The organism is Streptomyces sp. NPDC051105, from assembly GCF_040682795.1.
GTDB lineage: Bacteria > Actinomycetota > Actinomycetes > Streptomycetales > Streptomycetaceae > Streptomyces.
Window position 1 is genome coordinate 103890 of record NZ_JBFBBR010000021.1, and the last position, 25195, is coordinate 129084.

At 68.8% G+C, this 25195-nt stretch carries 21 protein-coding genes and 2 pseudogenes; 9 read left to right on the forward strand and 14 right to left on the reverse strand.

What is annotated here, in order from left to right; genetic code table 11:
* Nucleotides 1-109: 109 nt before the first annotated feature.
* Nucleotides 110-489: pseudogene (locus tag AB0N16_RS36960) on the reverse strand (DUF3987 domain-containing protein); the annotation flags it as partial.
* Nucleotides 490-1400: 911 nt separating this feature from the next.
* Between AB0N16_RS36960 and AB0N16_RS36965 the strand changes: the two are divergent.
* A complete protein-coding gene (locus AB0N16_RS36965) occupies nt 1401-1529 on the forward strand; it encodes a hypothetical protein (RefSeq protein WP_365804584.1) in 129 nt (42 codons plus the stop codon).
* A gap of 285 nt (nt 1530-1814) precedes the next feature.
* Here AB0N16_RS36965 and AB0N16_RS36970 read toward each other — a convergent pair whose 3' ends face one another.
* Nucleotides 1815-2189, reverse strand: a complete 375-nt coding sequence (locus AB0N16_RS36970; protein WP_365804586.1) for a hypothetical protein — start codon at nt 2187-2189, stop codon at nt 1815-1817.
* A 97-nt stretch (nt 2190-2286) separates the two neighbouring features.
* Here AB0N16_RS36970 and AB0N16_RS36975 point away from each other — a divergent pair, with 97 nt between their 5' ends.
* Nucleotides 2287-2490 (forward strand): hypothetical protein, encoded by a 204-nt coding sequence (locus AB0N16_RS36975; RefSeq protein ID WP_365804588.1) that lies wholly within the window; start codon nt 2287-2289, stop codon nt 2488-2490.
* 16 nt (nt 2491-2506) lie between these two features.
* On the opposite strand, the gene AB0N16_RS36980 is transcribed toward AB0N16_RS36975, so the two are convergent.
* The 3 genes from AB0N16_RS36980 to AB0N16_RS36990 form a co-directional block, all read right to left on the reverse strand.
* On the reverse strand, nt 2507-3736 hold the full coding sequence (locus AB0N16_RS36980) for an HTTM domain-containing protein (protein WP_365804591.1): 1230 nt from the start codon (nt 3734-3736) through the stop codon (nt 2507-2509).
* A complete protein-coding gene (locus AB0N16_RS36985; RefSeq protein WP_365804593.1) occupies nt 3726-4283 on the reverse strand; it encodes a DUF5819 family protein in 558 nt (185 codons plus the stop codon). Before AB0N16_RS36985 ends, AB0N16_RS36980 begins: the two co-directional genes overlap by 11 nt.
* A 301-nt stretch (nt 4284-4584) precedes the next feature.
* Complete coding sequence (locus tag AB0N16_RS36990) at nt 4585-6021, reverse strand: ice-binding family protein (RefSeq protein WP_365804651.1); 1437 nt, start codon at nt 6019-6021, stop codon at nt 4585-4587.
* A 1156-nt stretch (nt 6022-7177) separates the two neighbouring features.
* Between AB0N16_RS36990 and AB0N16_RS36995 the strand changes: the two genes are divergently transcribed.
* A complete protein-coding gene (locus AB0N16_RS36995; protein ID WP_365804595.1) occupies nt 7178-8050 on the forward strand; it encodes a helix-turn-helix transcriptional regulator in 873 nt (290 codons plus the stop codon).
* 214 nt (nt 8051-8264) lie between these two features.
* Here the strand turns inward: AB0N16_RS36995 and AB0N16_RS37000 are convergent, their stop codons facing one another.
* From AB0N16_RS37000 to AB0N16_RS37010, 3 genes are all read right to left on the reverse strand, one after another.
* Nucleotides 8265-9413 carry an HTTM domain-containing protein gene (locus tag AB0N16_RS37000; RefSeq protein ID WP_365804598.1) on the reverse strand — a complete coding sequence of 383 codons (1149 nt, stop codon included), beginning with the start codon at nt 9411-9413 and terminating at the stop codon, nt 8265-8267.
* A complete protein-coding gene (locus AB0N16_RS37005) occupies nt 9400-9984 on the reverse strand; it encodes a DUF5819 family protein (protein WP_365804600.1) in 585 nt (194 codons plus the stop codon). Before AB0N16_RS37005 ends, AB0N16_RS37000 begins: the two co-directional genes overlap by 14 nt.
* Nucleotides 9985-10299: 315 nt before the next feature.
* Nucleotides 10300-11529: an ice-binding family protein gene (locus tag AB0N16_RS37010; protein WP_365804602.1), complete on the reverse strand. Its 1230-nt coding sequence runs from the start codon at nt 11527-11529 to the stop codon at nt 10300-10302.
* An 803-nt stretch (nt 11530-12332) separates the two neighbouring features.
* Between AB0N16_RS37010 and AB0N16_RS37015 the strand changes: the two genes are divergently transcribed.
* Both AB0N16_RS37015 and AB0N16_RS37020 read left to right on the forward strand, forming a co-directional pair.
* Nucleotides 12333-13793: an NAD(P)/FAD-dependent oxidoreductase gene (locus AB0N16_RS37015; RefSeq protein WP_365804604.1), complete on the forward strand. Its 1461-nt coding sequence runs from the start codon at nt 12333-12335 to the stop codon at nt 13791-13793.
* Nucleotides 13794-14683: 890 nt separating this feature from the next.
* Entirely contained in the window at nt 14684-15709 is a 1026-nt protein-coding gene (locus AB0N16_RS37020) for a cytochrome P450 (protein WP_365804606.1), read from the forward strand.
* Between the two features lie 79 nt (nt 15710-15788).
* Here AB0N16_RS37020 and AB0N16_RS37025 read toward each other — a convergent pair whose 3' ends face one another.
* Nucleotides 15789-16346, reverse strand: coding sequence for a GNAT family protein (locus AB0N16_RS37025; RefSeq protein WP_365804608.1), 558 nt, complete (start codon nt 16344-16346; stop codon nt 15789-15791).
* A gap of 435 nt (nt 16347-16781) precedes the next feature.
* Between AB0N16_RS37025 and AB0N16_RS37030 the strand changes: the two genes are divergently transcribed.
* The 3 genes and pseudogenes from AB0N16_RS37030 to AB0N16_RS37040 all read left to right on the forward strand — a co-directional run bounded on the left by AB0N16_RS37030 (nt 16782) and on the right by AB0N16_RS37040 (nt 19837).
* Nucleotides 16782-17009 carry a ferredoxin gene (locus AB0N16_RS37030; protein ID WP_365804610.1) on the forward strand — a complete coding sequence of 76 codons (228 nt, stop codon included), beginning with the start codon at nt 16782-16784 and terminating at the stop codon, nt 17007-17009.
* Nucleotides 17006-18373, forward strand: a pseudogene (locus AB0N16_RS37035) (FAD/NAD(P)-binding oxidoreductase); the annotation flags it as partial. The gene AB0N16_RS37030 and the pseudogene AB0N16_RS37035, both read left to right, overlap by 4 nt.
* Complete coding sequence (locus tag AB0N16_RS37040; RefSeq protein ID WP_365804653.1) at nt 18374-19837, forward strand: cytochrome P450; 1464 nt, start codon at nt 18374-18376, stop codon at nt 19835-19837.
* Nucleotides 19838-19955: 118 nt separating this feature from the next.
* Here the strand turns inward: AB0N16_RS37040 and AB0N16_RS37045 are convergent, their stop codons facing one another.
* The 4 genes from AB0N16_RS37045 to AB0N16_RS37060 all read right to left on the reverse strand — a co-directional run bounded on the left by AB0N16_RS37045 (nt 19956) and on the right by AB0N16_RS37060 (nt 22400).
* A complete protein-coding gene (locus AB0N16_RS37045) occupies nt 19956-20552 on the reverse strand; it encodes a nucleotidyltransferase family protein (RefSeq protein WP_365804614.1) in 597 nt (198 codons plus the stop codon).
* Between the two features lie 291 nt (nt 20553-20843).
* Nucleotides 20844-21257 (reverse strand): arsenate reductase ArsC, encoded by a 414-nt coding sequence (locus AB0N16_RS37050; RefSeq protein ID WP_365804616.1) that lies wholly within the window; start codon nt 21255-21257, stop codon nt 20844-20846.
* A 25-nt stretch (nt 21258-21282) separates the two neighbouring features.
* Nucleotides 21283-22020, reverse strand: coding sequence for an MIP/aquaporin family protein (locus AB0N16_RS37055; protein WP_365804617.1), 738 nt, complete (start codon nt 22018-22020; stop codon nt 21283-21285).
* Nucleotides 22017-22400 (reverse strand): metalloregulator ArsR/SmtB family transcription factor, encoded by a 384-nt coding sequence (locus tag AB0N16_RS37060; protein WP_365804619.1) that lies wholly within the window; start codon nt 22398-22400, stop codon nt 22017-22019. Before AB0N16_RS37060 ends, AB0N16_RS37055 begins: the two co-directional genes overlap by 4 nt.
* Nucleotides 22401-22504: 104 nt before the next feature.
* Here AB0N16_RS37060 and arsM point away from each other — a divergent pair, with 104 nt between their 5' ends.
* A complete protein-coding gene (gene arsM / locus AB0N16_RS37065) occupies nt 22505-23404 on the forward strand; it encodes an arsenite methyltransferase (protein ID WP_365804621.1) in 900 nt (299 codons plus the stop codon).
* A gap of 236 nt (nt 23405-23640) precedes the next feature.
* Here the strand turns inward: arsM and AB0N16_RS37070 are convergent, their stop codons facing one another.
* On the reverse strand, nt 23641-25164 hold the full coding sequence (locus tag AB0N16_RS37070; protein WP_365804623.1) for an MFS transporter: 1524 nt from the start codon (nt 25162-25164) through the stop codon (nt 23641-23643).
* Nucleotides 25165-25195 lie beyond the last annotated feature (31 nt).

Sequence of the window (25195 nt, forward strand, 5' to 3'; positions counted from 1 at the left end):
TGAGACGAGCGCACGGACGTACTGCGCGAGCCGGACCATTCATTGGGAGCCACGGTGCCGTGAAATATGCCCAATTCTCTGAGGAGTTGGTCCAGAGTCGTAGCCGCTTGCCGGAGTAGCGTCCGGCGATGATGTCGAAGATGTCGCCCTCCGCGGACATGACGGCGATCCGGCCGCCTTGCTCCGCCGTCCGCGAGGTGACCGTCTCGGCCGTGGTGTCGTCGGCGAGCAACTGCGGTTTGGCGGGCATGCTCACGGTGTCCGCGGTCTGCGCCAGCGCGATCGCTGTGGCGACCATCTCGTCCCGCTCGTCGCGCTCGCAGATGCTGCTTTGGCGGTGGCCTTGTCTGCCGCTTCCTTGGCGAGGCGGGCAGTCATCTCGGCTTTCACGATGGCCGGTTGGATCAGCGTGCGCAGTTGCTGTTCCGCCTCGTACAACGGGTCCGTGAGCAGGCCGAACACGGCGGACTTCCTGTTGGCGGGCGGCAGGGTGGGAGCTGGGGTGAGCGGTGGGAGAACCGGGCCGGTGACAGGGCCGGCCGAGAAGGGGCATGATCCGCTCATGCGCACACGACGAGAGGTCCGCTGGGCCTTGTGGGGGCTGTGGCTTGCATGCCTGGTGTTCTCCGTCTGGTTCTTCGCTGAGGTGATCACACTCTTCCTGGAGGCCGAGTCCTGGTGATGCGGGCGTGGTGGTGGACAGTTCCGGTGTCTGAGGTTCCCCCGAGATGCGGGGAGAGGTGACAGAGGGTCAGATGCGTCTCGTGATGCGCCAAGACCGTCCCACCCGGGATGGCCTAAGGGATCAACGCTGGTGGGGGCACAGGATGCGTCAATGGGGGCAGGCGCGGCGAGAACGAAAAGCAATGAACAAGTTCTTCGAAACGCTCAAGATCACCCACAACGCCCCAGAAGGCGAAACGTTCGCGAAGAACACCCCTGCCGTTGCAGCCCTCAATTACCGGCGCTGGAGACCACGGCCAACGGCTATGTGATCCGAGCAGAGCCGAGATCGCACTACAGCATCCTGACAAACCCGGAGGTCGGAACCTTCGTGGCGCGCTGCACCAACTGCCAGGCCAGGTATCCCCGGCCTTGGGGCCTGGACAAGGCGGAGGCGATGCCCTACGCCTGGGCACGCGAACCGATCGAGGACTGACACCGGATCAAGACGACTGCGTGAGGGCGGGTGTGGCCGAGTCGGACGACGAGGATGGGTTCTCCCTGTTGTTCATGTGCGACATCGAGGAGCCCGACGCGCAGGGAGTGTCCTTGGGGATGGACACCCACTGTCTTGTCACGCCGGACCAGGGCACCGCATATAGCTGTGTGCGTGAGGTAAAACTGGACGGAAACGTGCCGGGTGACGTGGGGACCCTTCGTCGCTGGACGCGCTCGGCTTGGCCGACCCCATCGTCGAGGCCTTGCTGCGGGCGCCGGCGGTCGACGTGGCACGCATGCGCGAGGTGCTGCCGCGCATCCTGGCGTACGGGCGTCCAGGTGCCCACCCGAGACTGATCAACCTGTAGCGAGTACAGCAGCGCAGTACAGCAACCCCAGCAGCCGAGCCCGACCGGTGGCACCCTCGAAGAGCCGCGTCAGGACCGGATGACCCCCAACAGCCGCTCCGCATAGAGCTACGGATCAGAAGTTCCCCGTGCCACACCCGTGCCAGACCCAGCGGAGAGCCACGGGGAATGGCGGTGGCCGACGGGTGGCTGACCCTCGATCAGCCCATGCGGGCAGTTCGCAGCTCAGAGCAGCACTCACCCAACCTCGCTCCTAACCCACGGTGACTCGCGCCACGACGGTTTTCAAGACCGTTTACGGATGGGTGATCCCAACGCGTCGAGTGCACCCACGGCCGCGTGGATATGAGCCGGACCGCAACGCAACCGTTCTCCCGCGCACCACCAGAACAGTCGCTCCTGTGCATCCTCCAGTGGATGCATGCCCAGGCCGTGCTCGGGGCACAGGGGCCACGCCTGCCACAAAAGCTCCATGACAGTCTCCTGTGCCGCATCGGCAACGCTCGCCAGCGCAGAGGCAAGGCTGTCCTGCGAGTTCGGGTCCAGGTAATTGCCGTGCCACTCGCCGTTGGCCATGGCGACGTAGACGTTCTCCCGCTCATCCGTATCGTAGGACGGAAGAGCCAGCAGTTGCAGAGGTTCCAGCTGGGGAAGCGTCACCGCCAGGTCCCGGTTCAGAAGGGCGAGAGCCTGGTCCCACACTGGGTACTCGCCCGGCGAGACGCGGCGAGGCTCAGGGGGGTCGAAAAGAGCGCACATGAGCACCATCCTCCGCCACGCCAGGGACAGCTCCATTCGCTCAACAGCGTCGCCCCCCTGTGAAGACCGCGTGCGGCGGCTGACATCAGCGGCTGACACCAACCAGCACGAACAGCAGCGCCCGGCGGCGGGCCTCAGCGGAAGATCGACCGAGGCGCAGGCCGGGTTGACCGATGTCGACGGGCCCCTGCGATCGACCTGATTTTCCCGCACGGCTCCTATTCCGTCACCGTCGGCCCGGACGGCGCCGGACCGCTGCGACCGGTTCCCGGACGGGACATCGGCCTGCTCCCCTCCTGGCAAGCCGAGCGGCCGCCCTGCGCGGGTACGGATCCGAGCCCTGCTCCCTGCCGGGGTGCCGGGGTCCGGACGCCGGATCTCCGGGCTGCGCGCCGGGCGAGGTGGGGCAGGGAAGCGTAGAAGCGGTCGGGAAGGAACACGGCGTCCGCGATGATCATCGTGCCCGAGAAGAGAGGCAGTCCCAGGATCAGCGCGATACCGATGTGCATGCCCAGCAGCATGACGAGCACGGGGTACTTGAGCCTGCCGAAGAGCACGAACGGGAAGGCGACCTGTGTGAGAACGGTCAGGTAACCGACGATCGCGATCAGGAGCGGGTACTGGTCCAGGAGATGGGAGAGCTCGGGCCAGGGCTGGAAGAGGTCGAGGTTCAGCACGTAGTGGAGGGCCGTGCCGTCGTCCCAGAAGGAGCCCTGCACCTTGTACAGGCCGGCCGATCCGTACAGAAGGCAGACCTGCACCGCGATGACGAAGACGCCGCAGTTGTGCACCACCGTGACCAGCTTGCCGCGCGCCGCACGGAGCTGCTGAGCGGGAGAACTTCGCACCTGCTCCGGCGCGTTGTCCGCCCGTGCCGCCTTGATCCGCTTTCGGCGCGCGTCCAGGGACCAGCGCCGGCCGCACGCGGTGAGCGCGAGATAGAGCGCCATCAGCAGGACGAGATTGTCGCCCCCGTCCGTCATGAAGATCGCTCTGGCGTGGAACGAGGTCACCACGACGGCGAAGAGGACGGACGTGGCCCGGGTCCGCCAGCCCAGCATGAACAGCGCGGACGTCACGAGAGCCAGCACGTAGCACAGCTCGAAGTAGGCACGGCCGTCCGCAAGGATCAGGAAGCTGTACCAGCCCGTCTGGTCGAAGAGCTGTGCCGCCAAGGCGGGCGTCCACGGGGAGCCGGGCCCCCAGATCTCGTACCGGTGCGGGAATTCGCGCAGGAGAAAGACCAGGTAGAGCAGCCCGTAGCCGATGCGCAGAACCGACGTGGCGTACAGGGACACCGGCCGGCCGGTGACAAGTGCCCACAAGGCGTCGGCTCGGGCGAGGAGCCGACGGCAGAACGCGTCTGCGGTCCATGCGTCGTGGCCCATGGGCCGGTCCTGCGTGTCCGCCGCCTTGGCGGGGAATTCACGGATCTGCTCATTTCCCATAGGGGGTCACCTTCCACCAGGGCAGGAGCCGGTTCTCCACCGGCGACGGCGGCCGGTGCCCGGCCGGCGTGCCGGGCGGGGCCACGGGCAGCGTGACGACCCGGAGCTGGACGAACTCGAAGGTGCGGCCGTCGTCATGGTCGGCGAGGCGGTCGGCGGCGATGTTGCTCAGATACTTCTGCATCATCACGGCCCGGTCCGAGCGTGCGGTGTCATCTGCTCCGTGCGTGTCGACGTAGGAGGCCCAGGCCCGGCGCAGGAGGTTCTGGGCCGTATGACTCGGAAACGGGTTGTGCTCGACCGCGGCACGGTCCATGGCGGTCAGGTCGATCCACGGACCGACCCGCATCGAGCCGTTGGACGCGGTGTGCGCGGTTCTCGCCAGGACCTGCCGGTTGACCGAGTCGGGGTTGGGGGCGAAGAGCCGCCAGTTCTGTTCGAAGAGGGGATACACCCATGCGTCGACCTGCCGGCTGTACCGCCTTGAGACGGAGTTGGCAGGTGCCACATGAAGAAAGACGGCGCCGAGATGGACCAGGGTCGTCACCAGACACAGGAGGACGGCAGTGTGCAGCCCCGCTCTCAGCGCCCTGGCACCTGCGGACCGCTCGCCGGGTGGGTCCCCGCCGTCGTACCCCTCCCGTGGATGCGGACCGGCATCGGACTCCCCGGTTTCCCGCACGCGCGCTGAATCAATTCCGCTCGACACCGCCCACCTTGCCTTCTCGTATCCGCTGCCCGGCGCCTGAGGTCTCTACGGACTGGCCGACACCGGCGGCGCGCGGCGGAATCGAGGGGATCCCGCCGCGCGCCGTCATCCGATGTACGGACCTCCCGCAGCCTGCCGCCTAGCCTTCGTGGCCTTCGGACTTCGGTGTGTTGCCATACCCGTAGTTGGCGTACTTGCCGAAGTCGTACTTGCCGTAGTCGGAGTTGGCGTAGTCCTCGCCGTGCTCCGGCTTGCCGTGCTCCGGCTTGCCGTTTTCAGGCTTGCCGTGCTCCGGCTTGCCGTTCTCAGGCTTGCCGTTCTCCGGCTTGCCGGGCCCGCCCTGATGCTCCTCGCCCGGCTTGCCATGCTCGTGATGGCCGCCGCCGTGGCCCGGGCCGCCGGGCTTGTTGTCATGCTCACCGGGCTTGCCGCCGTGCCCACCCGCGGTGTCCCCGCCGGTGTTGCCCGACGTGTTCCCAGAAGTGCCGTTGTTCCCCGCGGTGTTGCCCGAGGTGTTCCCGGCGGTGTTACCGGAGACGTTCCCCGAGGTGCCGCCGGTCCCGACGATCGGCCCGCCCAGCAGGCCACCAGTGACCAGACCCCCGCTGACCAGACCGCCACCGGTCACGCCAAGGGTGGTGCCGGTCGTCGTACCGCCACTCGTGGTTCCGGTCGTCGTGCCGCTCGTGGTTCCGGTCGTCGTACCGGTGGTCGTACCCGTCGTCGTGGTGCCACCGGTCGTCGTACCGGTCGTGGTGCCCGTCGTCGTACCGGTCGTGGTGCCGGTCGTCGTACCGCTCGTGGTGCCGGTCGTGGTGCCACCGGTCGTGCTGGTCGCGCAGTTGTTGAGGAAGATGCGGTTGTTGTCGAGCGTCACCTCACCGTTGCGGGCCAGCGCCCGGCCCTCGATGTTCGTGCCGGTGGTCACGTGGATGTCCGTCAGCGCCATGATGGTGCCCACGAAGGTCGAGGTGGTGCCCAGCGTGGCCGAACTCCCGATTTGCCAGTACACGTTGCACGGCGAAGCGCCGTTCGTCAGGAGCACTCGGCTGGAGGAAGCAGTCGTCAGGGCTTCCGGAATCTGGAAGACCCAAACGGAATTCGGGTTCCCCTTGGCATCCAGGATCAGATCGCCGGTGAGTCCGACACCGGATGAAGCGGTGTAGACGCCCGGGATAAGCGTGGTGCCAGTTCCGATTCCCGCCGCGAGCGCAAAGTCCTCCGCCTGGCCGGCCGCCTGGTTGTACGCCGTGACCAGGTCGGACTTGGCCTGCAGCGCTTCGGCGTCGGCGGCGTGCACAGCGCCGAGCACCTGGCCGGGCGGGAAGCCCGTGATGGCCGGGGTCGGGTGCGTCCCGAGGTCGTGGCTGATCAGCGAGGGGCCGGTATTGGTGACTCCCGCACCTGCCAGAACGGAGTAGCTCGCGGCCGTGGCGAGCGGTACGGGCGTAGCGATGGCGACAGCCTGCGCGGGCGTCATGATGACCGTCGCCGCGGCAACCGTGGAGGCGAGGGCCGAAGCCAGCAAGCCGGGCAAGGCGCGGCGGCGAGCTGTTTGAGGGATTTTCAGCTTCATCGAGAGGCCATTTTCTGTGGGGGCCGTGGCGTACCGGGCCCTGCCAAATTGCCCGGGAGCCTGGATCTGGTCGCTGCATATTACGGAGAAATCTTTGCGCGGCAACGGCAATCGAAGGAGAGTTGAGATCGCCGGGAATTAAACCCCCAAATGCACGGCAGGTATTGGTAAATTCATATTTCCGATTGTCCGGCGCGTTCACCCGAATTCGCGGATCGTATGCCCGGGGCGCTCTTCCAGTCCGGTCTGCCGCCGTGGCCCCGTGTTCCGTCCAGCCTGCGGGCCCGCATCTCGGCCTGCAGGCCCGCATCGGTCAGTCAGGCGTCGACGAGGAGTAGCCTGGTGATTACCGAGAGAATTTCGTCCACCGGATTCCATGCCGGTGTCGTTCCCGGCGATTCACCACAGCCGGGCGGGCATGACCGGGCCGGGGTTGGGTCCGCATCATGACCGCGACCATTCTGTTGAGGCCCGCGGTCGAAGACCGAATTCCTGCTTCGTCGTCACCGCTCAGACTCGAACTGGCACTCGCCGGCACCGCTCCAGCACTGATCGACGGCGCCTGGGGGCCCCGCTCCCGCGATCGGGCGGGCCTCGTGCGCGAGTCCGCCGGGACGACGCCTGCTCAACGGCATCCGCGTCGTCGACGTAGATCTGACCACGGTCATCTTCTGCTAGGTGACCGGTCTCAACGTCTTCTCCACGCGTCGTGGGCCACCGCCGTGGCCGGTGGGTCCTTTCGGTTGCACCAGCCGCCTCCGGTGCCGGCTCGCATCCTCGCCCTCACCGGCAACGACTTCCCGCGCTCCGGCCTGCCGGACGATCTCCTCACCAGCCCGGCCGGTCCTGCGGCACGCGTCGTCGAATCCGCAGCCCCCGCCCGGAGCGTGTGCGGTGAGCGGGCGATCCGGGGCCGGGCGACCACGGGAACCTCGCAGATCACCGCGCCTCGCTCGGCGCCGCCCCGGACGGCCTCGCCCAACCCCGGGACGCAGCGGCACGAAGAGCCGACGTGTCGGCACAGGAAAGGAAAATGACAACGTCACAGTCCGTTTCACCGGTCAACGCACACGACGGCATGGCACATGATCGACAAGTCGTGCTCCATGGCAGCCTTCGGATCTGACAACAACGTGGATCCGGAGGTACCCCGCCCATGACGGTGATCATCAGTCCCACCGTGAGGAGACGCCGTCTGGGGGCCGAACTGCGCCGGCTCCGCCATGACAGCGGGCTGAAGAGCACGGAAGTGGCTGAGCGGCTCATGGTCTCCCAGCCCAAGATCAGCCATATGGAGAACGGCCGCCGTGCCATCAGCCCCCGCGATGTACGCGACCTGTGCGCCATCTACGGGGTGACGGACCACCAGGTCATCGACTCCCTGATGCGCATGGCCCAGGAGTCGGGACAGCAGGGATGGTGGAACGCCTACGGAGGGCACCCCCACAGCGTCCATATCGGCCTCGAGACGGACGCCGCCTCGATCCATGCCTATGAGCCCATGGTGATTCCCAGCCTGCTGCAGACCCCTGCCTACGCCAGTGCCGTCATCGAGGAAACGATTCCCTCGATCACTGCCGCACAGGCCGCCCGGCGCCTCAAAGTGCTGCTACGCCGGCAGCACCGGATCTACGACCCCACCTCACCACTGCGTCTGCGGGTCGTCCTGGAGGAATCGGCACTGCGCCGTGTCGTCGGCGGTCCCGACGTCATGCGTGAGCAGCTGGAGCATCTGAACGCACTCGGCGCCGAGCCGCACATCACCGTGCGAGTCCTCCCCTACACGGTGGGCGCCCACCCGGGCCTCTCAGGACAGTTCTCCATCCTGCGGTTCACCGACGGCCCGCAGGCAGGGGTGGTGTACCTGGAACGCTTCACCAGCGACCTTTACCTGGAAAGACAATCCGCCGTACAGCAGTACTCCATGATGTACGACCACCTCCAGGCCCGAGCCCTCAGCCCAGCCAGCACGCACGACTTCATCACCGACGCCACCAAGTCACACATCGACGCGTCAAGCCGCCGCTGAGTACTCTGACGGCCTCATCGCGGCAGTCGCACCCAACACGCTCTCCAAGTCCGCCTCCGGGGTTCGGTGGGAAACGGGATGTTCTGACCTGGGGCGGAGCGAGCGGTAGCGGCACCTTTGTTGGGGACCACGACGCGTTTGGCGCCGGTGACCGTCTGCCCTGGCAGACGGCCCCTGGTTTTCCCTCAGAGACCAGGGGCCATCAGTGTCGGCCTCAGCCGGTATGTTCCGGCTGCGGAGGTACCGATGCAGCCTCCGCGGGGTTCGGAGTCGGTGCCTCCCTGCCGTCGGCCCACGGCACGACTCGCCGCGACAGCTGTGCCAAGTACCGGTAGAAGCGGTCGGGAAGGAACACGGCGTCCGCGACGATCATCGCGCCGGAGAAGAGCGGCAGGCCCAGGAAGAGCACGATACCCAGGTGCATGCTCAGCAGCATCGTCAGGACGGGGTACTTGAGCCTGCCGAACAGGACGAACGGGAAGGCCACCTGCAACAGCACCGTCAGGTAGCAGGCGATGGCGATCAGTACGTCGTGTTCGTCCGCCATGGCGGAGAGCTCGGGCCAGGGCTGGAACAGGTTGAGATTCAGGGCGTAATGGAGGGCGGTGCCGTTGCCCCAGGAGGCGCCCTGCACCTTGTACAGGCCCGCGGATCCGTAGAGGAAGCAGACCTGGGCGGCGATGACGAGCATGCCGCAGTTGTGCAGCACCGTGATCACTGTCAGGCGCGCGTCGCGGAGGTGGGGTCGCAGTTCGCCGGATGCCTGGTCCGGCGGAAGCCGGACTGCCTTGCAGGCGGATGCCCGGAGCCGGGCCCTGCGTGCGTCGAGGGACCAGCGTCGGCCGCACGCGGTGGCAACGAGGTAGAGGGCCATGAGGAGGATGAGGTTGTCCCCTCCGTCCGTCATGAAGATCGACCTGGCGTGGAACGACGTCACTACGACCGCGAAGAGCACGGATACCGCTCTGGTCCGCCAGCCCAGCATGAACAATGCGGAGATGACGATGGCTGCCGTGTAGCAGACCTCGAAGTAGGCCCGGCTGTCGGACAGGGTGAGGATGCTGGCCCAGCCGGTCTGGTCGAAGAGCTGCTTGGCGAGTGCCGGCGTCCACGGTGAGCCGGGACCCCAGATCTCGTCGCGGTGAGGAAACTCGCGCAGCAGGAAGGCGAAGTAGAGGAACCCGTACCCGATGCGCAGAACCGCCGCGGCGTACAGGGAGATCGGCTGCTCCAGCAGGAGCGTGAGGAGCGCCGCGATACGCGCCGGCAGGTGCCGCGGCGTGTGTGCGCCCGCCGGCTCCGCGCCGTGCCCGAGGCGCGTCGGCGTGGTTGCCGGGGTCGATGTCTGCTCAGCCTGTCGCATGGCGGGCCACCTTCCACCAGGGCAGGTAACGGGTGTCGGCGGGCCGGGGTGCGGCCGAGCCGGGACCGGGGCCGCCCGCTGCTCTCGGTGCGGCGATGGGTACGGTGACCACCCTCAGCTGGATGGACTCGAATGTGCCGTGGCGATGGGCGGCGAGACGATCCGCTGCGATGTTGCGCAGGTACTGCTGGATCATCAGAGCGCGTTGTGAGCGCGGACGGTCGTCGCCGCCGTGTGTTTCGAGGTAGGAAGTCCAGGCCCTGCGCAGCATGTTCTGTGCTGTGTGGCTCGGGAAGGGGTCGTGTTCCACTGCGGCTGTGTCGACGGCGGTCAGGTCGAACCAGCCGCTGACTACGGCGGTGCCGTCCGGAGTGGTGTGCATGGTCCTTGCCGAAATCCGCCGGTTGACCGACTCCGGGTCCGGAGCGAAGAGCCGCCAGTTCTGTTCGAAGAACGGGAAGACCCAGGCGTTGACCTGCCGGCTGTACTGCCGGGAGACGGGATTCGTCGGTGCCACCTGCAGGAACACCAGGAGCACATGCACCAGGGCCGCCGCCAGGCACAGGACCACGGCGACTTGTACTCCGGCCTTCAGCGCGACGGGCGGCTCTGAAGACGCTGGGAACGCAGTCGGTCTCCCGCTCCCTCTCTGTACGGTCGGCCCGGCGCCCGCCTGGGCCGATTCGTCAGCATCTGCTGACGCGATGTCACCCCGCACGGCCCTGTCCGGTCCTTCCGCCCCGACTTCTCTCATCTGGTTCTCCTGAGCTTCCGCCTGCGGCGTGCGGCGGGGTCGATGACGATCCGCGCCGCACGCCACCCGCCCTACTCGCGCACGTGGGTGGCTGCCTGCGAGCAGTCACCCCGCTGGAGTGGGTCGCGCATGCTAGGCAGGGTCACAGCCGTAGCTGTCGTCCTGGCCGGGGCTGTCGCCATAGTCGTCGCCGTACCCGTTGTGTTCGGGTTTGCAGCCATGGCCGTTCCCACCCGAGGTGCCACCGGTGGTGCCGGAGGTCGTCGCACCGGTGGTACCGGAGGTCGTCGCACCAGAAGTGCCGGCCGTCGTGTCACCGGTGGTACCGGCAGTCGTGGTGCCAGTAGTGCCGGCCGTCGTGTCACCGGTGGTACCGGCAGTCGTGGTGCCAGTAGTGCCGGCCGTCGTGTCACCGGTGGTACCAGCAGTCGTGGTGCCAGTAGTGCCAGCGGTCGTGTCACCGGTGGTACCAGCAGTCGTGGTGCCAGTAGTGCCAGCGGTCGTGTCACCAGTGGTACCAGCAGTCGTGGTGCCAGTAGTGCCGGCCGTCGTGTCACCAGTGGTACCAGCAGTCGTCGCGCCAGTGGTGCCGGCCGTCGTGGTGCCACCCGTAGTGCCAGTCGCGCACTGCGGCCGGGTGATCGTGTTGGTGTCCAGCGTCACGGCACCGTTGCGGGCCAGCGCCCGTCCCTCGATGGTCGCGCTCGTGGTGACAGTGATCGAGGTCATGGCCAGGATGTTGCCCACGAAGGCGGTGCTGGTGCCAAGCGTGGCCGAACTGCCGACCTTCCAGAACACATTGCACGGCGAGGCGCCGTTGATGAGGGATACACGGCTGCTGGACGCCGTCGTCAGCCCCGAACCGATCTGGAACACCCAGACGGCGTTGGGGTCCCCCTGGGCATCAAGGGTGAGGGTGCCGGTGAGTCCGAGAGTGGAGGAAGCGGTGTAGACGCCCGGAACCAGCGTCAGGCCACCGGCGTCCGGGGGAAGCGCCCCGTCGGAGGGCTGCCCGGCAGCGTCGTCGTACGCCGTGATCAGGTCGGTCTGGGCGTCCTGAGCCACAGTGTCCGCGGAGTGCTGGGTCCCGTTCACCACGGCGGGCGGCCCGTATCCGCTGATGGACGTGCCCGGAGACACTCCGACATCCCCGGTGATCACCGAGGGACCGGTGTTGGTGGTTTCCGAACCGGCCAGTACCGCGAAGCTGTCCGCCCTACCCAGATCTACAAACGTGGCGAGGGCACTTGCCCGGGTCGGCGACACAGCGACTACGACAGCGGAGATCACCACGGCAAGTAACGCCGCGATCCATACCGACAAAGTGCGCCGCAGAGGCGCGACAGGGGTATTGAGCGTCATCGAAGAGCCAGCTCCTGTGAGGGGGATGGAGAAGTTTTGGCGGTTCTCGGTCACACGGAATCGCCTGTCTCTGCCTCTGGAATATTACGCAGGCGCATGCTCCAACTAACGACTTACGCGAGTGGCTTGGCCGAACCTGACGAGCCGATCGCAAATGCTCAGAAAATTTCTCATAGGCTGAATGGTCGTGCCTGCTTGGTCGAGACGGGTGAAACGGTGACGCCACCTACCAGGTCAGCCCGGGCGGCAGAGAAATTCATGCATCCGTGACCCCTGGGTCGATACCGCCCCCATCCGGCACCCGAAGCCTCACCGGCGTGTTGAGCAAATGAGCAGCTCTGCGATTCTCTCCGGAGGAGAGTCGGAACTGGCGGAGCGGATGGAACACCGCGAGAAGAACATGAAGGCTTTGCGTGAGGCCAGGGAAGGGAACCGACCTCTGCGCGTCACCGGAGCGGTCCTTCCCCGCAATCCCGTCTTTCGGTGAGGACCTGATCGGTTGACCAGGTCACCGGCAATATCGCCCTGACGCACCAAGGCCCTCGGCTCATGGAAACGCCCAGGAACAAGAGCACGGCCGACGTTAGTGATCATTTGGAAGGCCGACCCGTCCACCGGCAGACTGTGGCGTATGAGATCCACGACGCCGTCCCTGGCCTGCTCGGACAAGGCCAGGTCACGGGGGGCGACATGGTGACCCGGCAGCCCGGGGCCGCCGACGGCCCGGACTGTCCCGTGCGCGGTGCCCTGTCGCGTCGTGCGCTGCGCTCGGCGCCCGGCGTTCCCCCCATGGGGTTGGCGTCATGACGACCGCGGTCGTCGTCGGCGGCGGGCCCAACGGGCTCGCCGCTGCGGCCCTCCTCGCGCGGGATGGCCTGGACGTCACGCTGCTGGAGGCCGCCGACGAGGTCGGCGGCGGCACGCGCAGCCACGAGCCGATCCTGCCCGGCCTGCTGCATGACCACTGTTCGGCCATCCACCCCATGGCCGTCACCTCGCCCGCGCTCCGGGCCCTCGGCCTCGAACGCCACGGGCTGCGCTGGCGGCTGCCGGAGATCGACTGCGTGCACCCGCTGGACGACGGGACGGCCGGGGTCCTGCTGCGCTCCGTCACCAAGACCGCCGCCGGGCTCGGCCCGGACGGCCGCCGCTACCGGGCCCTGGTGGAGCCCTCGGTGCGGCGCTGGGACGCCCTCGCGCACGACGTGATGGGTCCGCTGCTGCGGATCCCGGCGCATCCGCTACTGCTCGCCCGGTTCGGCCTCCCGGCCGTGCTGCCTCCCGCGGTCCTCGCGCGCCTCTTCCGGACCCCGCAGGCCCAGGCACTGTGGGCCGGGGTGGCGGCGCACGCGTTCCGGCCGTTCTGGGACCCGCTCGTCTCGGCGATCGGGCTCGGCATCCTCGTCTCCGGCCACGCCGCCGGGTGGGCCGTCGCGGAGGGCGGCTCGCAGTCCATCGCCCGCAGCATGGCCGCGGTTCTCCTCGCCGCCGGCGGCACGATCGAGACCGGCGCGCGGATCACCACCCGGCGGCAGATCCCGCCCGCTGACGTGACTCTGCTCGACCTCGATCCCGGTCAGGTCGCCGCCCTCTACGGCGACAGGCTGCCCGCCCGCGTGACGGGCGCGTACCAGCGCTTCCGCCGTGGCCCTGGCGCCTTCAAGGTGGACCTGGCCGTCGAGGGCGGCGTGCCCTGGAGGGACGAGCAGGCACGACGGGCCGGGACCGTGCACCTCGGCGGCGCGCTCCCCGAAGTGGCCCGGGCGGAACGGGACGTGACGCAGGGCCGGATGCCCGAGCGGCCCTTCGTCCTGGTCGGCCAGCAGTACCTTGCCGACCCCTCCCGGTCGGTCGGCGACATCCACCCCGTCTGGACGTACGCCCACGTCCCGCACGGCTACGACGGCGACGCCACGGAGGCGATCCTCCGGCAGCTCGAACGCTTCGCCCCCGGCGTGCGCGAACGAATCGTGGGCCGGCACGTCACCCGCCCCGCCGACTTCGCAGCGGCCAACCCCAACTTCACCGGCGGCGACATCCTCACCGGAGCGAAGACGGTCTCCCAGCTCCTCCTGGGCGCCCGCCCGGCGCTGGACCCGTACACCACTGGCCTGCCCGGCGTGTTCCTGTGCTCAGCGGCCACCCCACCCGGCCCCGGGGTGCACGGCATGTGCGGCGCCGGGGCAGCGGCATCAGCACTGCGCCACCTGGGGCGCCGCCCGACCTGGCAGGCTCAGGAGCGCTCCCAGGACTGGCGCATGTAGAAGCGCTCCCCGCTCGTGCAGCCCAGGCCCTCGGCCGCAAGGTTCACCTGAACGCGAAGCGGGAACCGCTATGGACGGTTCAGGCGTTTTGATTCCGTGAAGGTGGCGGTGTCCCTACGCCAGGTCTTTCGGAGTCGCGACGCGTCGGAGGACCAAGTGAGTGCTGGGATCGTCCAGTTGGTCGAGCGCCACGGAACGGCATCTGTTGATGCGACTGTCGGCGCCGGCGACGAGGACGGCGTATTCGCGGCTGCCCTTCGCCGCCCTCCGCGGTGGCGCTACCGCGGTCCCGAATGCGGTGATCAGTGGTGACCGCGTTCGCCCGATGACCGGAATGGGCCCCATATCGTATATGTGTCGTGTGTGGCAAGATGTCACGTGTGGCAACTGGTGCTGAAGACAGGCGAGAGGAGTGCCTCATGATCGCCAAACTGCTCAGCAAGCTGTCCTTCACCCGCCACTACGGTGCGTACGGGGCCCATGAATGGGACGCGTACGCCGGCGACGACTAGGACTGACCGCACTGCCGGCGGGCGTCCCTGGGCGCCCGCCAGTTCCCAGCCACGCTGCCGACGACATCGGCCTGGACAGGTACGCGAGCCAGGGACGATCTCATGGGCCGAAGGAATGAGCCGCCGCGGTTGCCCGAAGGCAGCTTCGCGGCCTGGAGCCGCGACCGGCTCGCGGTGGCGCGCCGTGGCGCTGAAGAGTGTGGGGACGTCTGGCAGCTGGAACCGGGTGTCTACGTAGCCGCTGCGGCCGGGCCGTGTGAAGCAGTCCTGCGCCGTGCGCAGGACTTCCCCAAGGCGTCCTCGCCTCTCTTCCCGCCGTTGAAGCGGTCGAGCGGAGCACCGACACCCGAGGAGCGCGCGTACGCGCACGCCGCCCGCATGCGCGGACTACGTGCGCAGGCGGTCGCGGCCCGGATCGGTGAGATCGCGCCCCGTACCGCTCGATTCGCCGACCAGTTGCCCACGGGCCAGGACGTCGAGATTCTGCCCCCGGTCCGGCACGCCCTGGCAGAGATCGGCGTGAGCTACCTCTTCTCCGAAGACGCTCCCGCCCTGCTGCCCTATGCCGCACAGCTCTTCCTGGCCCGGGAGGTGCTCGTACGCCCCTCGCGCTGGGTATGGCCACGCTGGATCCCCACACCGGCACGGCGGTTCCGAACCCGGCAGCAAGTCGCCTTCACCGAGGCTTTGCGGCCCATCGTCCGCCGGCGTCGTTCGTCGGGTCGGCTCGGTGACGACATGCTGGGACAGATGCTCCGGCCCTCTCCCCATTACGGCCTACTGCCGGACGAGGCCGTCCTCGACACTCTTCCCGGAATCACCGTCGCCACCTTCGAGACCCCTTCCCGGGCAGCCGGATGGATCCTGCTCCACCTGGCCCGGCACCCCCAGGCGGCGGACCGCGTCGCCGCCGAAGCCGCCTCGCTGCCGGCGGACCCGGCCGCGACGACCAGCACCCACCTCGGCAACCTGCGATACACCCAGGCCCTGGTGAGCGAGGTACTCCGGCTGTACCCCCCGAGCTGGCTGCTGACCCGGCGCGCCCCGCGGCAGACTCAGCTCGCCGACTACACCATCGACGCCGGATCCACCGTTCTCGTCTGCCCTTACACCGCCCACCGCGACGCACGGGAGTACGCCGAGCCGGACCGGTTCCAGCCCGAGCGCTGGCTCGATGATCCGGGCTCGCCGGCGGAACCCGGGGCCTTCCTCTCCTTCGGTACCGGGCCGCACGGCTGTGAGGGAGCCGCTCTGGCCATGGCGATGCTGACGCTCCTGACCGCGCAGACCGCCCGCCGCCACCACTTGAGTGAGCCGCTCGGACCGGAACCCGGCTACCAGGTCACCACCCTCGAAGGTCTCGCAACCGTCGGCTTGCGCCTGCGCGCCACCCCGCGCGACTGAGGGAGGGCAGTCCTGCTTTCGGAGCGGCTGACCGCCTGACCGCCTGACCGGCTGACCGGCTGACCGGCTCATGGTTGGCTCATGGTTGGCTCATCGTGTGTCGCTGGTCGAACTCGTCGGCGAGCATGCCCATCATGACGAGGTCGTGGTGGAGGCCGGCGAAGAAAACGTGTTCCCGCAAGCGCCCCTCCTCGGTGAAGCCCAGCCCACGGAAAAGTGCCAGCGATGCCTCGTTGGGGGCGAAGATCGCTGCCAGGCATTTGTGATAGCGCCGCTCGGCGAACATGAAGCGCAGCAGCAGCACCACGGCTTCCGCCGCGTAGCCCTTGCGCCGGTGGTCGGCGCCGATCGTGACATCACACTCGAACCAGCCTGAACGACGGCCGGTGCGATGCGAGCCGACTGTGCCGACGAGTTCTCCCGTGGCCGTCGCTTCGACCGCCAACAGGAAACGGTCGCCATCACACTCGGCAACGGCCTGCTCCCTCGCCCAGGCACGGTAGCTCTCGGCGGACCGCGGCAGATCCAGCCGGCTCCCGCGCCGCCCGTCGTCGTCGGCGAAGCGCATGAACGCCGTCCAGTCGTCGGGCTCGACAGCGCGTAGGCGGACCCGATCACCGGTCCAGGACGATGCCATGCCCTATTTGATCACGCTGCTGTGGGCGCGAGGCCGAGAGGCACACCAAGGAAGTGAAGAACCGGTCTCTGGCCTGCGCACATCTAATAATCGATCAGCGTTGGACTCGCCGGTATCGGTGCCGCTGTTACGCTGATTCTCTGACGGTATTTCCGCGCACCGTGCCACACGGTTTCCGTTGAAACGGCAATCCAAAAGAGCGCCGCTCACGCAACCAGAATGCAGCCGCAACCAGGGATACGTCCCAGGGATACGTCCCCGGTCAGGCTCCGATCGCCTTGGTCGCGATGATCAGTTCTTTCCATGGAGACCCGACGAGCGCGGTGCGCCTACTCGCACTTCGCAGGGGTGGGCAGCGGCCGGCCCCTCACTCGTCGCGCACCGGAGTGGCACCGACTTGAAGGTCTGCAGCTCCCACTCCCTGTGGAGGTCGGGGTGAAAGTTGTCGTTGATCTTGCCCGGTGTACGGGGTATGCGCAGTGCGCGTTCCTGGCTCCGGAGGCGTTCCGGATGCACGGGGAGGAAGCGCTCATGTACGACCCGAACCCCGACGACGCCCAGCGCGACCAGGTGCTCCGCGCGGCGGCGGCCTGCCCGGTCCAGGCGATCCTGGTCGACCGGCCGGATGCGCGGCCCGCACCGGCCGAGGCGTCGCCGTCATGACCGGTGCCGACAACCTGCGTGCGTTCAGGCGCGTTGGCCGCATCGTGGTCGTCGGGGCTTCGCTGGCGGGGCTGCGGGCCGCGGAGGCTCTGCGAGACGAGGGTTTCACCGGATCGTTGACCATGATCGGTGACGAGTTGGGCGAGCCCTACGACCGGCCTCCCCTGTCCAAGCAGGTACTGACCGGGTGGGTGCCGGCCGGGGACACCGCCTTGCCCCGCCGTCGTGGCATCCACGCCGAGTGGCTGCTGGGCGTGCCCGCCGACGGGCTGGACCTCGGGACGCACCACGTGCGTCTCGCCGACGGACGCGAGGTTCCCTTCGACCGGGTGCTGATCTCCACCGGGGTACGGGCCCGGCCGTGGTTCGTCGAGTCCGAAGCGGCGCTGGACGGGGTGTTCGTCGTCCGTACGCGCGAGCATGCCGAGAACCTGCAGCGGGCCCTCGCCGCCGGGCCCTCCCGGGTGCTGGTCATCGGTGCGGGATTCACCGGCTCCGAGATCGCCTCCGTCTGCCGGGAGCGGGACATCCCGGTGATCGTCGCCGAACTCGCGCCGTACCCACTGGCCGGGGCGTTCGGCGCCATGATCGGCGAGGTGGCGGCCGACATGCAGCGCGCCCACGGTGTCGACCTGCGGTGCGGAGTCAGGGTCACCCGGCTGGAGGGCGACGCGCAGGGACGGTTTCGACGTGCTCACTTCGACGACGGCAGTACGGTCGACGCCGATGTGGCGGTGGTGGCACTCGGGAGCATCCGCAACACCGAGTGGCTGCGGGAGTCGGGGCTGGCGGCGGGCGCGTGGGGAATCACCTGTGACACGGGGTGCCGCGCCCTCGACATCAATGGCCGCGTCACCGACGACGTCTTCGCCGCGGGAGACGTGGCACGTTGCCCGAACCCCGTCTACGAGCACCGGCTCATCGCACTGGAGCACTGGGCCAACGCCGTGGAGCAGGCAGAGGTCGCGGCACACAACATGGTCAGCGCCCAGGCGGACCGTCGGCCTCACCTGTCCATCCCGCTGTTCTGGTCGATCCAGTTCGGCGTCAACATCAAGTCCGTCGGCGTGCCGACCTTCGCCGACGAGGTGGTCGTCACCCAGGGATCGCTGGACGACCGCCGTTTCGTCACCGCGTACGGCTGTCGGGGCCGCGTCACGGCTGCCGTGAGCTTCGACAACGGCAGGTGGCTCGACCACTACCGGCGGTTGATCGAGACGGCCGCACCGTTCCCGCCCCCCTGCCGCACGCCGGACCAGCCGTCCGACATGAAACCGGTGCCCGTCGACTTCCCCGGCCCCGCCCTGGTCACGCGGGGCGCCACGATGGTCGTCGCCGGCCATGACCCGGGTGAGCGTCGCGTCATGGCCGTGCACCGGTATCGGCATCGGCATCGGCATCGGCAGGAGGAAGGCCGGACGACCACGACCGGCACGACCGGCACGACCGGCACAACCGGCACATCCGGCACGTCCGGCACGACCGGCACGACCGGCACGACCGGCACGTCCGGCACGTCCGGCACGTCCGGCACGACCGGCACAACCGGCACAACCGGCACGCTACAACGGATCTTCGACTGTTCCGCCCGGGCCGACCCCTACCCGCTGTATGCCGAGTTGCGCAGGACGCCGGTGGCTCGGCAGGACGACGGCAGCTACGTCATCAGCACCTATCGCGAGATCACGGACGTACTGAATGACCCACATCTGAGTTCCGACGTGCGCAATCTGTCGTGTCCGATGCCCTCGGTCGAGGGAAGGCCCTCCGGCGAGGGAGGGGCACCGGTCGAGGGAGAGGCCCCGGTCGAGGGAGGGGCCCCAGGCGAGAAAGAGGCCCCGTCGTCGTTCATCCACATGGACTCGCCCGAGCACGATCGCCTGCGGCGGATGGCGATGCGTCACTTCGGCCCCCCGCACACCCCTGGGCTGGTGACCGGACTTGAAGGCTTCCTGACCGCCACGGTCGGCAGCCTGATCGACGATGTGGCGGGCAAGGAGCGGATCGACGTCGTCGACGATTTCGCCTTCCCGTTCCCCGTCACCGTGACCTGCCGCTTGCTCGGCGTGCCACGCGAGGACGAGCCGGGGTTCCACCTCTGGGTGAACGACATCATGAACTCGGTCGACTACGACCCCGAGACCGACCCGCAGGAGAAACTGGACAAGGGCGTACAGGCCCGCAGGGACTTGCGCCAGCGCCTCGGCGAGCTGGTCGAACAGCGCCACGGCCGGCCGGGAGACGACCTGCTGTCACGGCTGGCCAACGACGACGGGCCCGACGGTCGGATGGCCGACGCCGAAATCGTCGCCACCGCCAAGCTGTTCCTCATCGCCGGCCACGAGACCGTCGTCAACCTCATCACCAACGGCATGCTGACGCTGCTGCGCCACCCGCGGGTGCTGCGACGACTCCGCGACGAACCTGACCTCGTCGTGCCACTGGTCGAGGAACTGCTGCGCTACGAGCCGCCCGTGCACATCATTCCCTGGCGGGCGGCGTACAGCGACATCACCGTCGCCGACACCGTCATCCCCCAGGGCTCGCAGGTCATGCTCATGTTGGCCTCGGGCAGCCGCGATCCGAAGCGCTTCCACGATCCGGACCGCTTCGACCCCGACCGGCGTGACAACCAGCATCTCGGCTTCGGCAGCGGCATCCACCTGTGCTTCGGCGGCCCGTTGGCCCGGCGGGAAACCCAGATCGCGCTGACCGAGCTGGTACGCCGGCTCGACCGGCCAAGGCTGGTCGCCGACCCGCCGCCGTACCGGCCCAGCCCCGTGATGCGGGGTCCGATCCATCTGGACGTCGAGCAGGGTGCCGGTTGACGCGAGCAGATGGACGAACGCCCGACAACGACGACCGCGAACCATATCCGGCGTACTCCGGCGGGGTTCGCTCTGGGTGGGCCGTTGCATCTTGTCCTTGAGGTGAAGCGTCTGACCGTCAGTCTGGCCATGGCAGGACTGTGAGCTCCGGCCACTCCTCCTGCCAGCGTGCTGCCTTGGTCTCGTAGACCTTCCGTGGGGCAAGGACCGAGTTGGGCCGAACGACGAGGTTGAAGATGTCGGAGAGCCCATGGGGCGCGTACACGCGCCATCCTCCGTCGGATGCCAGCCGGATGCCCAGACAGCACGTCGTCGCGGCGAAGCAGTCGATCGCGGCCTCGGTGGACCCGTGCGGCGGACAGGGCACTCCGAACTTCTGCTCGTACCAAAGGTGCACGCGGGCCTCGTTGCGGATCTCCACCTCGGCCGGCAGGTCGGCGAACACCTCGTGACCCGCTTTGATCACGGCATCCTCTGCTTCCCAGGAGCGGTCGCTGTCGTCGAAGTAGAAGATGTCGTAGTCCTTGATGCCGTTGGCCGGGGGCCTGCCGGTGACCACGTTCCACACCGTCTGGAACAGGCAGCCCGCCGTCACGTACCAGCCGGGCAAGTCAAGTGTTGCCGCCCTGGTCATCACCTCGGTCAGGATCTCGTTCCGGGAGAGGGCGGAGCGCAAGCCCTCGAGTTGCTCATCGAGAGGAAGTCGGCCAAGCATCCGCCTTGCCTACCACGGTGGTTGTCAGAGCGTCACGGCCAGGCTTCGTTCGCACTCCTCCGACCCCGCGTCCTCACTCGGCCATGACTCGGCATACCCGATACCTGCGCAGGTGGGCACACCGACCAGCGATGAGAGCGACAGACCGCTCACTACCGCCCTGGCCGAGATGGCCGAGATCACCGAGATGGCCGAGATGGCCGGCAACGTCTGCGACTTCCTCGACGGGGCATCGATCCCACCTCGGTGGCATCCGGTGGGTGGCGATGCCGGGCGGACCCGGGCCGGTCCTCAGGCGGGTGCCACTTGCGCGATCAATGCGCGAACGCGCGTCTCGATCGCGTCGCGGATCGGGCGGACGGCCTCGACGCCTTGGCCGGCCGGGTCGTCGAGCTGCCAGTCGAGGTACCGCTTGCCGGGGAACACGGGGCAGGTGTCGCCGCATCCCATGGTGATCACGACGTCGGACGCCTGGACGGCCTCCACCGTGAGAATCTTCGGGGTCTCGGCGGAGATGTCGATACCGGCCTCGCTCATCGCTTCGACGACGGCCGGGTTGACGGTGTCGGCGGGGGCCGAGCCGGCGGAGCGGACCTCGACACGGTCGCCCGCGAGGTGAGTGAGGAAGGCGGCGGCCATCTGGGAGCGGCCGGCGTTGTGGACGCAGACGAACAGCACCGACGGGCGCGAGGGGGAAGTGCTCATGACGGGTGACTTTCTCGGGGCGCGGTCAGGAGGAGACGGGTTCGGGTTCGCTGCCCGGGACGCCGGTCTCGCCTCGGGCGCGGGCGGCGTGCGGGCCATGGACGGCGGCCACGACGCCGAGCCCGAGAGCGGTGCCGAGCAGTTGGGCGGCGATGAACGGGATGACGGAGGCGGGCGCGATCCCGGCGAAGGTGTCGGTGAAGGCCCGGCCGATGGTCACCGCCGGGTTGGCGAACGACGTGGAGGCGGTGAACCAGTAGGCGGCCCCGATGTAGCAGGCCACCGCGGCAGGCGCGAGCGCGGCACGGCCGGTCCGGCTGAGGCCGAAGACCAGCAGGATCAGCCCGGCCGTGGCGACGACCTCGCTCAGCCACAGGTGTCCGGCGGAGCGGTCGTGGGTGGAGAACCTCACCAGCGGCTCGCCGAACATCGCGTCGGCCAGGATCGCGCCGCCGATCGCCCCCGTGATCTGGGCGGGCACATACGCGGCGACGTCCCGCAGGGTGAACCCGTCCGACGTGCGGCGTTCGGTGAGCCAGGCGGCGAGGGTGACGGCCGGGTTGAAGTGCGCGCCGGAAACCGGCCCGAAGACGGTGATCAGCACGCCCAGGCCGAAGACCGTCGCGAGGGAGTTGGCGAGCAGTTGCACGCCGACGTCGTGTGACAGGTCGGTGGCCTGGATGCCGGAGCCGACCACCACCGTCACCAGAAGTCCGGTCCCGATCGCCTCCGCGGCGACACGGCGGCCGAGTGGACTCTTCACGCGTAGGCTCCGGCGGTCTGTGGAGTGGTCAGGAACGCGGCGAGCCGGTCCAGCACGCCGGGCAGCGCCCAGTAGTACACCCACGTGCCGCGACGCTGGCAGTCGATGAGACCGGCCTGCCGCAGGAGCTTGAGGTGGTGGGAGATCGTCGGCTGGGACAGGTCGAAGGCCGGGGTCAGCTCGCACACGCAGACCTCGCCGCCCTCGCCGCCCTCGCCGCGCGAGGCGATCATCGACAGCAGCCGCAGCCGGACAGGGTCGCCCAGGGCCTTGAAGACCTTCGCCAGGTCGGCCGCCCGATCCTCGTCGAGCGGCGCGGCAGACAGGCCCGGGCAGCAGGCGGTGTCCTGGCCGATCACCTCAAGCTCTTGTTTCGACATAGCTCTATGTTGACGTTTTTCGATCCAAGGCGCAAGGTTGCATCAACGAACGTCAATACAAGCCGTTCCGGGCCGTGTTGCGGCCCGTCACCTGGGAGTGAGTCATGAGCGAGCAGTCCACCGACCTGCGCGAGACCGTCCGCCGGCGGTACGCGGCGGCGGCCGTGCAGGTCACCGAGGGCGGCACCGCCTGTTGCGGGCCGCAGCCGGTCGAGGTCGACGAGAACTTCGGCTCGGCCCTGTACGACGCCGACGAGCGCGACGCTCTGCCCGCCGAGGCGGTCGCCGCCTCGCTCGGCTGCGGCAACCCCACCGCCGTCGCCGAACTGCGCGAGGGCGAAAGCGTTCTCGACCTCGGCTCCGGCGGCGGTATCGACGTCCTGCTCTCCGCCCGCCGCGTCGGCCCGACCGGCAGGGCGTACGGACTGGACATGACCGAGGAGATGCTCGCCCTCGCCCTGGCCAACGCCGAGAAGGCGGGCGCGACGAACGTGGAGTTCCTCAAAGGCACCATCGAAGCGATCCCGCTTCCCGCGAACACCGTCGACGTCGTGATCTCCAACTGCGTGATCAACCTGTCCACCGACAAGCCGAGTGTGTTCGCCGAGACCTTCCGCGTGCTCAAGCCCGGTGGCCGGATCGGCGTCTCGGACGTCGTCGCCGATGACACTCTCGACGCCGGCCAGCGGGCCGAGCGCGGCGACTACGTCGGCTGCATCGCCGGGGCCCTGTCCTTCGCCGAATACCGCCGGGGACTGGCGGCGGCCGGCTTCACGGACATCGAGATCACCCCGACCCACTCCGTGGCCGACGGCATGCACTCCGCCATCATCCGCGCGGCCAAGCCCACCACCTCCACCGTCCCGGACACCGCCGCGACCTCGTCGGCGGACGGCTCCTGCTGCGGCGTCACCGCGTGCTGCACACCGGCCGAGCGGGCAGCCGACCCGTCCATCACCGTCAGTACGGCCAAGAGCGCCGCCGGATGTGCCTGCCAGAGCTGACCAGTCGCGTCGGCGGCAGGTGCGTGGCTCACCACTGCCGGGGAGGCCACACGTGGAGCGAGGACCGGGAGGTCCCGGTGACCTGCCCGTGCCCGGCCCCCAAGCGGTGGCGGGCATGTCGGTCCGTCCGCCTCAGCGTTCGCCGGTTCCCCTGCGACGAGAGGCCCGGCGGCTGCCCGGCGCTTCTCTCACTCGTCGATGACCGTCGACGCGCGCACACGAGGGGGGACTGTCCGTCAGGCCGGGTTCGGGTTCAGGGCCTTCGAGGTGACTTCCGAGGCGGACGGGGTGTGGGGGGACTCCTGCCGGGTCCGCAGGGCCACCAGCGTGGCGAGGCCGGCCGCCGCCGCGCCGGCGAGCATCGCGGCGCGGTCGCCGACCGCCATGCTGCTGTGGCCCGTGCGGTCCACCGCGTCGGCGATGGCGGGAAGCAGCGCCGCTCCCAGCGCGGCGCCCAGCTGGCGGCTCATGTTGACCACGCCGCCCACCAGGCCCTGGTCGCGGTCGGCGATGCCGTTGCTGGCGGTCACCATGCTTCCGAACGCCGTACCGGCGGTGCCGAACCCGACCAGGACCACTGCCGCGAGCGGCAGACGGTAGCCGCCGCCCGTCGGGAGCTGGGTCAGGACCAGGAAGCCGGCGGTGGCGGCCAGGGCGGTCAGCACCAGGACCCGCTGGATCCCCACGCGTCGCGCCAGCCGGGCGCCCAGCAACCCGGTCGCCAGGCCGACGATGCCCTGCGGGGCGATCACCAGGCCGGCCGCCAGCGGGGACATGTGCAGGACCCCCTGGAGGTACACGGAGAGCACCAGCATCTCCCCGCCGTTCCACAGGCCGAGCAGCATCATCAGGGTGCCGGCACTGCGCAGCCCTCGGGTGCGCAGCAGCGCGGGCCGCACGAGCGGATCGGCACGCCGTTGCTCGACGGCGAAGAACGCCACGGTCGCCAGGGCCGAGAGCCCGAGCGGAACCAGCACGCCGGCGGATCCCACGCTGGTCACCCCGGCCTGGGAGACCGCGAAGACCAGCGCGGCGACGGCTCCCGTGATGAGCGTCGCGCCGACGGTGTCCAGGTGCCGCCCGGCCCGGCGCAGCCTCGACTCGTGCAGGAGACGGGGGGCCAGCAGCAGGGCGGCCAGCCCCACCGGGACGTTCACCAGGAACACCGAGCGCCAGCTGAAGAACTCCACCAGGACACCGCCGAGCACCTGTCCGGCGACGAAGCCGACCGACGCCGTCGCCCCGTACAGGCCCAGCGCGCGGGTGCGCCGGGGGCCTTCGGGGAAGCCCGTGGTGATCAGGGAGAGCGCGGCGGGCGCGACCATCGCGGCGCCGCAGCCCTGCACCGTGCGGGACATGATCAGGAGCAGCGGATCGTGCGCGAGCCCACCGGACAGCGACGCGGCGGTGAAGACGCCGATCCCGGCCATGAACAGGCGCCGCCGCCCGTAGAGATCCCCGGCGCGGCCGCCGAGGATCAGCAGCCCGCCGAAGGTGATGGCGTAGGCCGTGACCACCCACTGCACCGAAGCGGCCGAGATGCCGAGCTCGTGCTGGATCGACGACAGGGCGACGTTCACGATGCTGAAGTCGAGCACCACCATGAAGGACGCGACGAGGATCAGCGCGAGTCCCAGCCGTTGGTGCGCGGAGGCAGGGGCGGGGGCCGGTGTGCCTGCCGTCGGGATCGTGTCCCCGGGGGGCCGAGTCAGGCCCTTCTCCGGGTCACTTCGGGTGGCCGGCCCAGCTGCTGCGGTCATCACCGGGGTCCTCTCTTGTGGGGCCCTGCGC

Excerpts from the sequence above, each read along its gene's own strand:
- AB0N16_RS37040 (WP_365804653.1), top strand. The coding sequence starts at position 18,374 with ATGGCCGTGCACCGGTATCGGCATCGGCATCGGCATCGGCAGGAGGAA.
- AB0N16_RS36975 (WP_365804588.1), top strand. The coding sequence starts at position 2,287 with ATGAGCACCATCCTCCGCCACGCCAGGGACAGCTCCATTCGCTCAACA.
- AB0N16_RS37070 (WP_365804623.1), bottom strand. The coding sequence starts at position 25,164 with ATGACCGCAGCAGCTGGGCCGGCCACCCGAAGTGACCCGGAGAAGGGC.
- AB0N16_RS37050 (WP_365804616.1), bottom strand. The coding sequence starts at position 21,257 with ATGAGCACTTCCCCCTCGCGCCCGTCGGTGCTGTTCGTCTGCGTCCAC.
- arsM (WP_365804621.1), top strand. The coding sequence starts at position 22,505 with ATGAGCGAGCAGTCCACCGACCTGCGCGAGACCGTCCGCCGGCGGTAC.
- AB0N16_RS36990 (WP_365804651.1), bottom strand. The coding sequence starts at position 6,021 with ATGAAGCTGAAAATCCCTCAAACAGCTCGCCGCCGCGCCTTGCCCGGC.
- AB0N16_RS37020 (WP_365804606.1), top strand. The coding sequence starts at position 14,684 with ATGCGCGGACTACGTGCGCAGGCGGTCGCGGCCCGGATCGGTGAGATC.
- AB0N16_RS36995 (WP_365804595.1), top strand. The coding sequence starts at position 7,178 with ATGACGGTGATCATCAGTCCCACCGTGAGGAGACGCCGTCTGGGGGCC.
- AB0N16_RS37060 (WP_365804619.1), bottom strand. The coding sequence starts at position 22,400 with ATGTCGAAACAAGAGCTTGAGGTGATCGGCCAGGACACCGCCTGCTGC.
- AB0N16_RS37000 (WP_365804598.1), bottom strand. The coding sequence starts at position 9,413 with ATGCGACAGGCTGAGCAGACATCGACCCCGGCAACCACGCCGACGCGC.
- AB0N16_RS37045 (WP_365804614.1), bottom strand. The coding sequence starts at position 20,552 with ATGCTTGGCCGACTTCCTCTCGATGAGCAACTCGAGGGCTTGCGCTCC.
- AB0N16_RS37025 (WP_365804608.1), bottom strand. The coding sequence starts at position 16,346 with ATGGCATCGTCCTGGACCGGTGATCGGGTCCGCCTACGCGCTGTCGAG.
- AB0N16_RS37010 (WP_365804602.1), bottom strand. The coding sequence starts at position 11,529 with ATGACGCTCAATACCCCTGTCGCGCCTCTGCGGCGCACTTTGTCGGTA.
- AB0N16_RS37015 (WP_365804604.1), top strand. The coding sequence starts at position 12,333 with ATGACGACCGCGGTCGTCGTCGGCGGCGGGCCCAACGGGCTCGCCGCT.
- AB0N16_RS36980 (WP_365804591.1), bottom strand. The coding sequence starts at position 3,736 with ATGGGAAATGAGCAGATCCGTGAATTCCCCGCCAAGGCGGCGGACACG.